This is a genomic window from Klebsiella sp. D-Nf1, assembly GCF_002810515.1.
GTDB classification, from domain to species: domain Bacteria; phylum Pseudomonadota; class Gammaproteobacteria; order Enterobacterales; family Enterobacteriaceae; genus Klebsiella; species Klebsiella variicola.
Genome location: NZ_PIOK01000002.1, coordinates 293,095 through 306,033 on the forward strand (window position 1 = coordinate 293,095; position 12,939 = coordinate 306,033).

The following is a 12,939-nucleotide window of genomic DNA, read 5'->3' on the forward strand; positions in this document are numbered from 1 at the left end:
ATGTCTGAACAACAAGCACAGGGCGCTGACGCGGCAATTGACCTTAATAATGAACTGAAAACCCGCCGTGAGAAGCTGGCCACGCTGCGTGAGCAGGGCGTCGCTTTCCCGAACGATTTCCGTCGTGACCATACCTCTGACCAACTGCACGCTGACTTCGATGCGAAAGAAAACGAAGAGCTGGAAGCGCTGAACGTTGAAGTGGCCGTTGCTGGCCGCATGATGACCCGTCGTATTATGGGTAAAGCGTCTTTCGTTACCCTGCAGGACGTTGGCGGCCGTATTCAGCTGTACGTCGCGCGTGATGACCTGGCGGAAGGCGTTTATAACGACCAGTTCAAAAAATGGGATCTTGGCGACATCATTGCCGCCCGCGGTAAGCTGTTCAAGACCAAAACCGGTGAGCTGTCCATTCACTGTACCGAGCTGCGTCTGCTGACCAAAGCCCTGCGTCCGCTGCCGGACAAATTCCACGGCCTGCAGGATCAGGAAGCGCGCTATCGTCAGCGTTACCTCGATCTGATCTCCAACGATGAATCCCGCAATACTTTCAAAGTGCGTTCGCAGATCCTGGCGGGTATCCGTCAGTTCATGGTTGGCCGCGGCTTTATGGAAGTGGAAACCCCGATGATGCAGGTGATCCCGGGCGGCGCTTCCGCGCGTCCGTTCATCACCCATCACAATGCGCTGGATCTGGACATGTACCTGCGTATCGCGCCGGAACTGTACCTCAAGCGTCTGGTGGTTGGCGGCTTCGAACGCGTCTTCGAGATCAACCGTAACTTCCGTAACGAAGGGATTTCCGTTCGTCATAACCCAGAGTTCACCATGATGGAACTCTATATGGCGTACGCGGATTACAAAGATCTGATCGAGCTGACCGAATCCCTGTTCCGCACCCTGGCGCAGGATATCCTCGGTAACACCGCAGTGCCTTACGGTGACCAGGTGTTCGACTTCGGCAAGCCGTTCGAAAAACTGACCATGCGCGAAGCGATCAAGAAATACCGTCCGGAAACCGAGATGGCGGATCTGGATAACTTCGATTCCGCGAAAGCGATCGCTGAGTCCATCGGCATTAAAGTTGAGAAGAGCTGGGGTCTGGGCCGTATCGTGACCGAGATCTTCGAAGAAGTGGCGGAAGCACACCTGATCCAGCCGACCTTCATCACCGAATACCCGGCAGAAGTTTCTCCGCTGGCGCGCCGTAACGATGAGAACCCGGAAATCACCGACCGCTTTGAATTCTTCATCGGCGGTCGTGAGATCGGTAACGGCTTTAGCGAGCTGAACGACGCTGAAGATCAGGCGCAGCGCTTCCAGGATCAGGTTGATGCGAAAGCCGCTGGCGACGACGAAGCGATGTTCTACGACGAAGACTACGTCACCGCGCTGGAACACGGCCTGCCGCCGACCGCTGGTCTGGGTATCGGTATCGACCGTATGGTCATGCTGTTCACCAACAGCCACACCATCCGCGACGTGATCCTGTTCCCGGCGATGCGTCCGCAGAAATAATCGCGTCTCGCGAAAGACAAAAAACCCGGCTTGCCGGGTTTTTTTATGTCTGATGTGAGGTCCGAAGCCTGACGTAGCCCGGCTCAGCGCAGCGCAAGCCGGGGGATCCCGGATAGCGGCGTAAAACGCCTTATCCGGGCTACGCAACGGCGCAGAACCGTAGGCCTGTGCAAGCGTAGCGCCGCCAGGCAATGATGACAGGTAGGGGGGGCGGCTGCGAGAATAGTCAGCTTACGCGCGCAGACGCGCAACGAAGTCGTTCAGCGCCTGGCGGGCGTCCTGGTTTTCGGCTTCCAGCACCATCCACGGGCTAAACGCCCACGGCGTGGCGGCCAGCGCGCTTAACATGGTTGGCAGGTCAACCCACTGATAGTCCATGACTTCATCATCGTTAGGCTGCACTTCGCTCACTACGCGCGCGGCATACACCGGACACACTTCGTTCTCAACGATACCGTTCGGGGCGACCGCCCGGTAGCGGAAGGCCGGGTGAATCGGCGCGATATCGGCGATCTCCACGCCGAGCTCGAAACGACAGCGGCGTGTGACGGCCTGCTCGAAGGTCTCGCCCTGCTGGGGGTGTCCGCAGACCGAGTTAGTCCACACCCCGGGCCAGGCTTTTTTGCCCAGCGAACGACGGGTGACCAGAAACTGACCCTGCCGATTAAACAACCAGCAGGAAAACGCGAGATGCAAAGGGGTATCAAGCGTGTGGGCGGCATACTTCTCCAGCATACCGGCAGGCTGATCCTGCTCATCCAGTAAAATGACGTGTTCCCCGGCCATGACGACTCCTGAAAATAAAAAATGACCCGGCACAAACCCGCCGGGTCATGTACACAGGCCATTAGGGTAGCCCATAAACGGCAGAAAGGCATTACCAAAACAAGCCCTGGAGGCTGGTCTCACGACGCGTGGTACGGGCGTGAATCTTTCCGTCGCTGGCCGCATGCGATGCCTGAGGGGCATCTGTTAGCCATCAGGGATGACGCCTTGCGCCGCGGACTGGTATGATAATCGCCCTGGTTGCGAGGTAAGTGGTTGTGTTAAGTGCAGGATGCCTGATGATGAAACGCTTTTATATGACACTGATGCTGGTGGCAAGTCTGGTGCTGGTCGGTTGCTCCAGCACCTCCGATTCCGGTGCGACCTACACCGTCAAACGTGGCGATACCCTGTATGGCATCTCCCGCACCACCGGCACCAGCGTTCGCGATCTGGCTCGCCTGAATAACATCTCCCCGCCTTACACCATTGAGGTGGGGCAGAAGCTGAAGCTTAACGGTAGTGGCGCGTCAAAGACGACGAAGAAAAAGTCTTCCTCTACGCGCACTGCGGCGGTCACCCCTTCTTCTGCGGTACCTCAATCCTCCTGGCCGCCGGTGGGACAGCGCTGCTGGCGCTGGCCGACCAGTGGCAAAGTGGTCCTGCCTTATTCCACCGCCGATGGCGGCAATAAGGGCATTGATATTGCCGGGACCCGCGGGCAGCCGGTGTATGCCGCCGGGGCGGGCAAGGTGGTGTACGTCGGCAACCAGCTGCGCGGCTATGGCAACCTGATCATGATTAAGCACAGTGAGGATTACATCACCGCCTACGCCCACAACGATAAGCTGATGGTGAATAATGGCCAGAGCGTGAAGGCCGGCCAGCAAATTGCCACCATGGGCAGTACGGATGCTGATTCAGTGCGCCTGCATTTCCAGATCCGCTATCGGGCGACGGCCATCGATCCGCTGCGCTATCTGCCGCCGCAGGGCAGTAAACCTAAGTGCTAAAAGGTTATTTTATCGCCAGTCAGCATCCGGCGGGCTTGTCACAGGGTGCGTAAGGGCTATAATGCTTCTCGCACCTCTTCGCGGGCGTAGTTCAATGGTAGAACGAGAGCTTCCCAAGCTCTATACGAGGGTTCGATTCCCTTCGCCCGCTCCAAACTCAAGTCTCCTGAAGTCTACCCAACTCAATTTTCCCTTGATAAATCAGCGGTTATAGCATTCTGTTAGTCTATTGAACTCCGACGGAGGACTCCACTTTGGTTGCGGGATCAGCGTCTTGCGCTGCTGGCGCTGGAGTAGCGTTTAGTGATATTTTCGCATTTATCCTGTTTCCGCAGGATGAGTAATTTTACGCAACCGGCTCGCGCTGACGATGACCGATACCGCAGAGGCCGCGGCAGCGCACCACAGCGCAACATGAATTGACCTTTCATCTGCTGCCAGCAGAACGCCTACGGCGGCGGCTCCCAGACACTGCCCGAAAGTGCGCATAATGGATAAAACACCGGACGCATAACTCGCGTGCTCACGAATAACGTTTGAGAGCATTTCCCGGTTATTGGGACTCTGAAAGCAGCCAAACCCTATTCCGCACACCAGACTTCGCAGGCAGATATCCCACATTGAAGGGCTGGCGGGTAACGTCGCCAGCAGGATCAAACCGACGACAAAAATCACCAGCCCCAGGGTGGATATCGCCGGGGCTGATATCGTGTCCGCCCAACGGCCTGCATGCGGCGCAATCAGCACGATCCCTAACGGCCACGGCGTAAACAGCAGGGCAGACATCACCGGACTGTAGCCGTATTCGCTCTGAAACAGGAAGGGCAGCGCAATAAAAGTGATCCCCTGGCTGACAAAAGCAATCATCGACGTGAAGGCCGCGAGGGTAAAACGTTCATTTTTAAACATGGTCGGCGGCAGTAAGGGATGACCCGTGCGGCGGATTTGCCAGATAAAAGCCATGCCGCTCAGCGCAGCGAGAGCCATCCAACAAAGGCTGCCGAATTGATAAGTAGCGTCCTGTAGGCTGTTCGCCGCCATGATCGTCGAACCCAACAGCAGCGCCGACAATATGGCGCCCAGGGTGTCGAAGGGCGCCTGCATACGGATCGCATCACGCGGCAGCGCTCTGACCGCCAGCAGTAAGGCGAGGGTGCCGGGAAGAACGTTTATCGCAAACAGCCATTGCCAGCTCAGGGTGTGAAGGATCGTACCGCCCAATACCGGGCCGATAGCGGAGCTGGAGGCAATGAGCAGGGCATGGAACCCCAGAATGCGGCCAAGTAATCGTCCGGGAAATACGGACCTGAGTATTGCGGGGGCAATACTCAGCGTCGCCGCGCCGCCGATCCCCTGAAGTACGCGCATACCGATTAGCACTTCGGGCTTATTCGCCAGCGCGCAACCCAGTGATGTCAGGGTAAAGGTCGTCAGGCCCGCCAGAAATACGGGGCGATAACCCAGGCGGGCCGCAAGCGCCGCGAATATCGCCAGCGTCATCGCAGCCGCCAGCAGATACCCGTTGGCGAACCAGACGGCAATACTGGCAGGTACCTGCATCTCCTGAGCCATTGAGGGGAGGGCAATGTTGATCATGGTGCCATCAAACACGCCCATTAAGGTGGTGGTCATTATTGCGGCCATCACCCGTGCGCGCGCCGGGCCAGGCAGTCCTTCGTCGCCGGGTTGACTGGAAAAGAGCGTCATCATTTGTCCTCTGAGAAGAGTGTATGGATGACAAAACTATAAAGATGGCTTTTACTGGGCGGAAGGCGCACTACTTTCACTTTATTGTTGCATCAAACGCCTTATCTTAATGTGCTGGGAGGAAGGGTGATGTCTGATCCCGATTTTAATTTGCTGGTAGCACTCGACATATTGCTGAGTGAAGCGAGTGTCGCAGGAGCGGCTCGTCGTCTGAACCTCAGCACCTCGGCCATGAGCCGGACATTAAGCAGGTTACGCGATGTCACAGGAGACCCGATCCTGGTGCGCGCCGGGCGTAACATGGTACTGACCCCGTGGGCCGAAGCGACCCGGGATCGCGCCAGGCGTGCAGTGCACGAGGTCAGGGCGGTATTGCAGCCCTCAACGGAAACGTTCAGCGCGAGAAGTCTGGCGCGTCTTTTTACCATCAGGGCAAACGATGGTTTTGTGGTGGCGTTTGGGCCTGCGCTCATAGCCGCGGTTGCCGATGCCGCGCCGGACGTCTGTATACGCTTCGCGCCTAAGCCGGAAAAAACGTCGCGCTATCTTCGGGAAGGGCTGGTTGATCTGGAGATTGGCGTTCAGAGTAATATGGGGCCAGAAATACGGCTGCAACGACTGTTTGAGGATCGGTTTGTTGGCGTCGTGCGTAAAGGGCACCCTCTGGCTAAGCAGGCAGAAATAGGCGTGGGTGATTATGTCGCCTGGGGCCATGTGATAGCGTCACCCGAGGGCGCGTTGCACGGATCCGTTGACGATGCGCTGGCCGAACTGGGGACAAAACGTAAAATTGCGAGCGTCGTACCGGGATTTCCGACGGCACTGTCCGTGGCGCTGGAATCGGATCTTATCGCCATGATACCCGCACTCTATTTACTCAATCAGCAGGTAACGGACCAGGTACACGTTTTCGAGCTGCCGTTCAAAAGCCGTCGTATTACGGTATCGCAGATGTGGCACCCAAGAATGGAACGCGACCCCGGTCACCGCTGGCTGAGAGAGCAAATTCTTGCGATATGCGGTGTGGGGAGGTCAGTCATGACTAAGGAGCCTGTATAGCGATTGCTATAACATCAATTTATATTAAATGAATAGTTCAAATTACTGATATTTAAGATAAAAAAATCAAACGAAGTAGCGGTGTAGTAGCTAAATTGAGATGTCCATCTCTGACCAAATAGACATGTCCGCGCTACCGTCTCACCACAGCGATCGCTACTTTCAAAGGATGAGACTCATGACGGCATACGGAACGGAAATTTTCTCAATGAGCGATGTGAACAGACTCACGATCGAAGTTTCCACGCGTCGATAGACCGTTTATGTCCTTTCCGCGAGATTTAATCGAAAGCCCTCGTGCTACCTTTAAACTGATAAATAAAGGACAGCTTTCCTGTCCTTTATCCTTTTTTATTCAGCTTTGCTCTCGCGCGATCGCAACACTTCACCGACCACCGGGGCAGCGGTAAACGCATTTGGCCATCCCGCGTAGAACGCCGCCTGGGCGACCACTTCTCCGGCCTCTTCAGCCGAAAGCCCATTATCCATGGCTCTGTTTAGGTGGTAGCCAATCTGCGCGCTCTGTCCGGCGGCGATTAACGCGCTGACCGTCACCAGACTTCTGTCGCGGGGCGTAAGCGCGGGCCGTTGCCAGAGGTCGAGAAACAGCGGGTCGGCGGTAAATTTAACCAGGCCAGGCGAAATGGGACCGACATTTTTCTCCACGGTCTCTGCACGCTGTTTCTCTACCTGTTCATTGAGTGGCAGCAGTGTCGGCGAGGCGGCGGGCAGGGCCTCTGCCGTGATGCCGCGGGCTGCAAAGATCGTTTTGGTCACGCTGACGGCTGACATCGCATTGGGCCAACCTGAGTAGAACGCCAGATGGGTAATGATCTCTGATACTTCCGCTGGCGTTACACCGCTATCGAGGGCGACTTCAATATAGTGCTTAAGCTCGCCTGGCTGGTTGCGGGCAATCAGCATGGCCACAGTCACGATGCTGCGGTCGCGGGTGGACAGGGCGTCACGTTGCCACAGGTCGTTAGTAATCGCTTCACGGCCGAAGCGTGCCAGCGCCGGGGAGACCGCGTGAATGTCAGCGTCCGAAAGAGTGGAAGGGGGTATTTTCATCATCATTTGATCTCTTTTTTCGTTGGCATAAGCAAAATCAGACAGTACAAGCGACATGACCGCCGCGGCAATCGCCCTTTTCATGTTTTATTCTCCCTGCTGAAAGAACGAAAAACGACTGCACCCATGCCTTTGCTTTGCAGAAGATTTAGCGCTATCAACGGCATCTTCATTTGCTGCTTTAGTTTATTCGGCCAGGGATTTAAGCTGCGCGATCAGTCTGGCCGCGTGTTCCCGGGCACGCGCCTTTTGCTGGGCGATTTTGTCGGCATCCCGGTCGGCGTAGCTGATGCCGCAGGTATAAACCGGTGCCAGCAGCTCAAGATTGCACAGCCTGGCCGTGGTCTCGAAAGGAAGGAGGTACTCTTCAATGGCGTGGCCAAAGAAACCGTCAGTGGTGTAGAGCGCCTGCGGTGCCCCGGTAGTGAAAGAGAGAAGGAGCTTTTTACCGCCCAGTTTCGCCGTTGAGCCGTGAGCAAAGCCGTGAACAAAGACCTCGTCCAGCCACTGTTTCATTAACCCGGGCAGCCCATACCAGGAAAAAGGAAACTGCCAGACAATCACATCGGCCCTGAGCAGGCTTTCCTGCTCTGCGGTGATGTTGATGTTGCCGTGCGGATAGAGCCAGTCCAGACGGCGGATTTCCGCGTCGGGCAGGGCGGTCGCCACTTCGTCGAGGATGGTGGTGTTGGCGATGGAATGGTTGAGGTCCGGATGCCCGGAAACGACAAGGATATGAGGCCTTTCCATCGTTACTCCTGATGTTTAAATTCGGCAGAGAAGAGGTTTTCCCAGCTAATAAACGAGCCGAGTGGAATACACTCGAAGGTTAATAAACCCGCTTTTGCCAGCGGAAATTCGGCCATGACGTTATTCGCCTCTTCCACGGTGTCGCATTCGAGGAAAATAGCGACGCCGGGTCTGTCCTGACGGAAATAAATGTCACGGATAAAGCCAGACTTATACAGTCCCCAGGCATGCAGGGCTTCCGCGGTAAGATGCGGCGCATAGTGTTCCAGCGTCGCGCCGGGCGCGGGAATATCCAGACATAAAATTCGCATGATGGTCTCCAGAATTCAGTTATCAGCGGGAAGAGACAAAAGTATACGAGCCACAGCTGGCGAAGATTAGGCGGTCATTGACTTAAGAATATTTAGCCTGTACTTAATAATCAGGCGAGGTTGGCTTAAGGAAATGCTATGAATAACGCCCTTTATAATCAGATACGCATCTTTCAGAGCATTGCGCGCGAAGGCAATATCTCGGCCGCCGCGAGGAAATTAGAAATCACGCCGCCGTCAGTCAGCAATGCGCTCAAGCTGTTGGAGGAGCACATTGGTCATCCGCTTTTTGTGCGCACTACCCGGCGAATCGAGCTGACGGAAACCGGGCAACAGCTGCTGGAGCAGACTGCGGCGGCGGTGGAGGTTCTGGAAACATCGCTGGAGAGCCTCCGCGACCAGAATCAGGAACCCTCCGGAGCAGTGAGAATAACCCTCTCGCGCTTTGCCTACCTGCTTATTTTGAAACCGGCGATGGCGGCATTTTGTCAGCAATATCCGGGGATCCAGCTGGAAATATCGGTCTATGACGGTACCGTTAATATCATTGAAGAACGATTCGACCTGGGGATCCGCTTTGGCGATATTCTCGAAGGCGGAGTGGTCGCCCGCCCGTTAATGAAGCCGTTTCGGGAAGGGTTATATGCCTCCTCAGCCTATCTGGCCGAATATGGCGTGCCTGCGGTGCCCGCCGATCTCAACCACCACCGGCTGATTGGCTATCGCTTTATTACCAACAACCGCATCCTGCCGCTGATCCTCAATGACCACGGCGAGCAACTGACCGTCGAGATGCCCGGACAGTTAATCAGCAATGATATTGACGTCATGGCAGATGGTATCCGCCATGGACTGGGGATTGGCCGCTTATTTGAACCCATCTGGCGGCTTCAGCCCGATCGAGAACAGTTTATACCGGTGATGGAAGACTACTGGAAAACCTACCCGCCGGTTTATCTCTATTACCCGAAAAACGCGGGCAGAACGAAAAGAGTGAAAGCCCTGATTGATTTTCTGATAGCGCATACCGCGGAATAGAGGCTATTTTGCGTGCGAAATGTCTGAAGGCGCCGGCCCTGTCTTTCCCTCAGTCTTAACCCTATACTCCATGCGGATAAATCAGTTTTTATCGCGGTGCATTTTGCCGTTCAACGGCCATCCCATCGTCAACGCGATGGGCGGGAAATATCAATAAGGGAGAGGCAGCAATGGGCAGACGCTTAATGGTCTGTATGTTCGCGCTGGTGGCGTTTTCGGCCAGTGCAGCGCAGGGCGTTCACGGTGGCCATAACGGCCAGTCGGTGATCGCTGGCGCCGACGGCGGCAACGGTTCAGACGGTGGCAATAGCGATAACTCATCGGGCCGGGCAGGGTGCCCGGGTGGCACCGATCCTGATAAGCACGGCCATTTTTACCTGCCTGGCACCAGCGAACCCTGCAATCCTGGCACCCAGGATGCAGAGAAAGTCAGGTCCTCCCGCTAGCGCCGCTCAGCTCAGATCGTGCAGCGCTTTGTCTGATGGCGGGGAAAGCTGAATATCCTGAAACTCAACCGCCAGTCCGCCACGCTCCGGTGAGCAGCACATGACGCCCGCTTTCACCGGGCCTGGCGGAAAGTATCCCAGACGCAGCAGCGGCCAGCGCTCGCCGTCAGTCGAATATTGCAGCCTTAACGCATCGCCTTTGCGGGTCAGCCGCAGCCAGAAGGTGCGTGGATCGCCGGGAAAAAGCCCGGTGGCCCAGTCGGAGTGATTCAGCGTCAGTACGCTGCCGATGGCCGGGGCATCGTCATTGAATTCAATTCCCGCCTTCAGCCAGGTCTGCTCGTCCGCCATCATCATCAGCCCGGCCTGGTCGTAAAGCGTGGTGAAATCCGCACATATTTTTGCCTGCAGGGTAAAATCCCCTTCCACCTCAGCAGCGTAAAGATGGCCAGAGAAGCGCTCGAAGCCATACCAGGTATGGCGCCAGAAGTCGGTATGCTTATCGGTGACCACCGTCAGACCGCCGGAAGTGCAGCGCCATTCGGCAGGTTCATTGATCCAGTGAAATGACGGCTGCATTTATCCTCCGGAACCGTTCAGACGACCTATAACAATGACTGCAGCGCGGGTGACGCCATGCTGGCCTCAAAGGGAATAATCTCTGTACGGGCGAGACCCAGCTGCTGGAAGGGGTCCTGACTCAGACGCGATTCCAGAATTTCCCGGCTGTCACATTTCGCCAGAATCACCCCGCCGGTGCGGGGAAGGCGGCGGCCAGAGGCGAGAAAGAGGCCGTCAGCATAGCCTTTTTTGAGCCATTCGACGTGCGCGGGAATGGCGTCATCCACCTCTTCGAGCGGTTTTATATACGTTAAAACAACTACATAAATCGTACTCATCCTGAAAACCCTGTCAATCCGATGGGATCTCCAGCCTGACACATTTCGATGAGGGATAAAAGAAAGCGCGGCATTTTTCCGTGCTATTGAGCAAGGGATGGCGTGTAGCCACTTAATAGAGGCTTATCGCAGGCGTGGAATAACACATATGTTTTTACGAATGTATATTGATCTTTATTGGTGGTTTCGTATGCTGTCTGTCACGCTTGAGGAGAAATCATGTCTTTATTGCCCCTGCAACTGTTCAAAAACCTCGCCGATGAAACCCGGCTGGGGATCGTATTGCTGCTCAAGGCGCGTGGAGAGCTGTGTGTTTGCGATCTCTGTACGGCGCTCGCCCAGTCCCAGCCCAAGATCTCTCGCCATCTGGCGATGCTGCGGGAGAGCGGATTGCTGCTGGATCGTAAACAGGGTAAATGGGTCCATTACCGCCTCTCTCCGCAGATGCCAGCCTGGGCGGCGCAGGTGATAGAGCAGGCCTGGCTCAGTCAGCAGGACGATGTGCGGCTGATGGTCAGCAGACTGGCTGGCGGGGCGGGTTGTCAGTAAAAATTTTACCTAAATATATCTGTTTTTTCGAATGTGATTGGCGGGGGAAGAATGTTGCTGGCAGGTGCGATTTTTGTCCTGACCCTGGTGCTGGTGATCTGGCAGCCGCGGGGTTTAGGGATCGGCTGGAGCGCGGCCTTTGGTGCGGCGCTGGCGCTGGCCACCGGTGGAGTACAACTAGCCGATATCCCGGTGGTGTGGCATATCGTCTGGAATGCGACCGCCACATTTATCGCCGTTATCATTATCAGCCTGCTGCTTGATGAGTCTGGCTTTTTTGAATGGGCCGCGCTGCACGTTTCCCGCTGGGGAAGAGGGCGGGGTCGTCTGCTGTTTACCTGGATTATCCTGCTCGGCGCCGCGGTGGCGGCGCTGTTTGCCAACGACGGCGCGGCGCTGATCCTCACCCCTATCGTGATTGCCATGCTGCGAGCGCTGGGATTCAGCAAGGGAACGATGCTGGCCTTTGTCATGGCCGCCGGATTTATTGCCGATACCGCCAGCCTGCCGCTGGTGGTGTCGAATCTGGTGAATATCGTTTCGGCAGATTTCTTTGCCATCGGCTTCAGGGAGTACGCTTCGGTGATGGTGCCGGTCGATCTCGCGGCGATCCTCACCACCCTGGCGATGCTGCACCTGTTCTTTCGCAAGGATGTCCCGCCAGCCTGGGATATGGCGTTACTGAAAGCGCCGGTCACGGCGATAAAAGATCCGGCGACCTTCCGCACCGGCTGGGGCGTGCTGCTGCTGTTGCTGGTCGGTTTTTTCGTTCTTGACCCGCTGGGGATCCCGGTCAGCGCCATCGCAGCGCTAGGGGCGGGGATCCTGTTTGCTGTCGCGAAGTGCGGACGGGTGATTAACACCAGCAAGGTGCTACGCGGCGCTCCCTGGCAGATCGTGATCTTCTCGCTGGGAATGTATCTGGTGGTGTATGGCCTGCGTAATGCCGGGTTAACGGATTATCTGACCACGGTGTTGAACATGCTGGCGGAACGCGGGCTCTGGGCCGCGACGCTGGGCACCGGTATCCTGTCGGCCTTCCTCTCTTCAATAATGAATAATATGCCCAGCGTGCTGGTCGGCGCCCTGTCGATTGATGGCAGCGCGGCCACAGGGACGATCAAAGAGGCCATGATTTATGCCAACGTCATCGGCTGCGATCTGGGGCCCAAGATCACGCCGATTGGTAGCCTGGCCACGCTGCTCTGGCTGCATGTGCTGGCGCAAAAGCACATCACCATCGGTTGGGGGTATTATTTTCGCTGCGGCATCACCATGACCCTGCCGGTGCTGCTTGTGACGCTGGCCGCGCTGGCGCTGCGTCTCTCCTTCAACCTGCCATGAGAACGTGCTATGAGCATCACCATTTACCATAACCCGGAGTGCGGGACCTCGCGTAATACGCTGGCGCTGATCCGCAACAGTGGCGCCGAGCCCACCATTATTTATTATCTGGAGACGCCTCCGTCGCGCGATGAGCTATGCCAGCTTATTGCCGCGATGGCGATCCCGGTACGTGCCCTGCTACGGCAAAATGTGGAACCCTACGACGCGCTGGGTCTGGCGGACGATCGGTTTACAGACGACCAGTTAATCGACTTTATGCTTCTGCATCCGATCCTGATTAACCGTCCGATCGTGGTGACGCCGCGGGGCACTCGACTCTGCCGCCCGTCAGAGGTGGTGCTGGAGATCCTGGCGGCGGCGCAAAAAGGCGCGTTCTTTAAGGAAGACGGTGAGCAAGTCATTGATGCCGCGGGGCAGCGTGTGAAATAGCGCCGGCTTTAGCCGCTGGCCTCCATCATCCTCTGCA

The 12,939-nt window shown here is 56.5% G+C and carries 15 protein-coding genes and 1 tRNA gene; 9 read left to right on the top strand and 7 right to left on the bottom strand.

Features of this window, described 5'->3' with window-relative positions; translation table 11 throughout:
• Positions 1 to 1,518, top strand: coding sequence for a lysine--tRNA ligase (lysS, locus tag CWM54_RS11410; RefSeq protein ID WP_100697127.1), 1,518 nt, complete (start codon positions 1 to 3; stop codon positions 1,516 to 1,518).
• Positions 1,519 to 1,749: 231 nt separating this feature from the next.
• Here lysS and idi read toward each other — a convergent pair whose 3' ends face one another.
• The gene (idi, locus tag CWM54_RS11415; RefSeq protein ID WP_100680716.1) at positions 1,750 to 2,304 is read right to left on the bottom strand and encodes an isopentenyl-diphosphate Delta-isomerase; all 555 of its coding nucleotides are present in this window, start codon (positions 2,302 to 2,304) and stop codon (positions 1,750 to 1,752) included.
• A gap of 278 nt (positions 2,305 to 2,582) precedes the next feature.
• Here idi and actS point away from each other — a divergent pair, with 278 nt between their 5' ends.
• Positions 2,583 to 3,296 (top strand): amidase activator ActS, encoded by a 714-nt coding sequence (actS, locus tag CWM54_RS11420; RefSeq protein ID WP_061153362.1) that lies wholly within the window; start codon positions 2,583 to 2,585, stop codon positions 3,294 to 3,296.
• A gap of 80 nt (positions 3,297 to 3,376) precedes the next feature.
• Positions 3,377 to 3,450, top strand: a tRNA-Gly gene (locus tag CWM54_RS11425).
• Between the two features lie 164 nt (positions 3,451 to 3,614).
• Here the strand turns inward: CWM54_RS11425 and CWM54_RS11430 are convergent.
• Positions 3,615 to 5,003: an MFS transporter gene (locus CWM54_RS11430; protein WP_100697129.1), complete on the bottom strand. Its 1,389-nt coding sequence runs from the start codon at positions 5,001 to 5,003 to the stop codon at positions 3,615 to 3,617.
• A 129-nt stretch (positions 5,004 to 5,132) separates the two neighbouring features.
• Here CWM54_RS11430 and CWM54_RS11435 point away from each other — a divergent pair, with 129 nt between their 5' ends.
• Positions 5,133 to 6,062, top strand: a complete 930-nt coding sequence (locus tag CWM54_RS11435) for a LysR family transcriptional regulator (RefSeq protein ID WP_100697131.1) — start codon at positions 5,133 to 5,135, stop codon at positions 6,060 to 6,062.
• Between the two features lie 351 nt (positions 6,063 to 6,413).
• Here the strand turns inward: CWM54_RS11435 and CWM54_RS11440 are convergent, their stop codons facing one another.
• The 3 genes from CWM54_RS11440 to CWM54_RS11450 form a co-directional block, all read right to left on the bottom strand.
• Positions 6,414 to 7,217, bottom strand: a complete 804-nt coding sequence (locus CWM54_RS11440; RefSeq protein ID WP_100680719.1) for a carboxymuconolactone decarboxylase family protein — start codon at positions 7,215 to 7,217, stop codon at positions 6,414 to 6,416.
• Positions 7,218 to 7,319: 102 nt separating this feature from the next.
• A complete protein-coding gene (locus CWM54_RS11445) occupies positions 7,320 to 7,883 on the bottom strand; it encodes an NAD(P)H-dependent oxidoreductase (protein ID WP_061153366.1) in 564 nt (187 codons plus the stop codon).
• 2 nt (positions 7,884 to 7,885) lie between these two features.
• Positions 7,886 to 8,194 carry a superoxide dismutase gene (locus CWM54_RS11450; protein ID WP_004151785.1) on the bottom strand — a complete coding sequence of 103 codons (309 nt, stop codon included), beginning with the start codon at positions 8,192 to 8,194 and terminating at the stop codon, positions 7,886 to 7,888.
• 138 nt (positions 8,195 to 8,332) lie between these two features.
• Between CWM54_RS11450 and CWM54_RS11455 the strand changes: the two genes are divergently transcribed.
• Both CWM54_RS11455 and CWM54_RS11460 read left to right on the top strand, forming a co-directional pair.
• Positions 8,333 to 9,232: a LysR family transcriptional regulator gene (locus CWM54_RS11455; protein ID WP_061153367.1), complete on the top strand. Its 900-nt coding sequence runs from the start codon at positions 8,333 to 8,335 to the stop codon at positions 9,230 to 9,232.
• 170 nt (positions 9,233 to 9,402) lie between these two features.
• Positions 9,403 to 9,678 carry a hypothetical protein gene (locus tag CWM54_RS11460; RefSeq protein WP_074387624.1) on the top strand — a complete coding sequence of 92 codons (276 nt, stop codon included), beginning with the start codon at positions 9,403 to 9,405 and terminating at the stop codon, positions 9,676 to 9,678.
• 6 nt (positions 9,679 to 9,684) lie between these two features.
• Here the strand turns inward: CWM54_RS11460 and CWM54_RS11465 are convergent, their stop codons facing one another.
• Together CWM54_RS11465 and CWM54_RS11470 are read right to left on the bottom strand one after the other, a co-directional pair.
• On the bottom strand, positions 9,685 to 10,257 hold the full coding sequence (locus CWM54_RS11465) for a DUF1349 domain-containing protein (protein WP_061153369.1): 573 nt from the start codon (positions 10,255 to 10,257) through the stop codon (positions 9,685 to 9,687).
• Positions 10,258 to 10,283: 26 nt separating this feature from the next.
• Complete coding sequence (locus CWM54_RS11470; protein ID WP_061153370.1) at positions 10,284 to 10,577, bottom strand: YciI family protein; 294 nt, start codon at positions 10,575 to 10,577, stop codon at positions 10,284 to 10,286.
• Between the two features lie 219 nt (positions 10,578 to 10,796).
• Here CWM54_RS11470 and CWM54_RS11475 point away from each other — a divergent pair, with 219 nt between their 5' ends.
• The 3 genes from CWM54_RS11475 to arsC are packed head-to-tail and all read left to right on the top strand — an operon-like array spanning position 10,797 to position 12,902.
• On the top strand, positions 10,797 to 11,126 hold the full coding sequence (locus CWM54_RS11475; RefSeq protein ID WP_100697133.1) for a metalloregulator ArsR/SmtB family transcription factor: 330 nt from the start codon (positions 10,797 to 10,799) through the stop codon (positions 11,124 to 11,126).
• A 51-nt stretch (positions 11,127 to 11,177) separates the two neighbouring features.
• On the top strand, positions 11,178 to 12,470 hold the full coding sequence (locus CWM54_RS11480; RefSeq protein ID WP_100697135.1) for an arsenic transporter: 1,293 nt from the start codon (positions 11,178 to 11,180) through the stop codon (positions 12,468 to 12,470).
• A gap of 9 nt (positions 12,471 to 12,479) precedes the next feature.
• A complete protein-coding gene (gene arsC, locus CWM54_RS11485) occupies positions 12,480 to 12,902 on the top strand; it encodes a glutaredoxin-dependent arsenate reductase (protein WP_100697137.1) in 423 nt (140 codons plus the stop codon).
• Positions 12,903 to 12,939 lie beyond the last annotated feature (37 nt).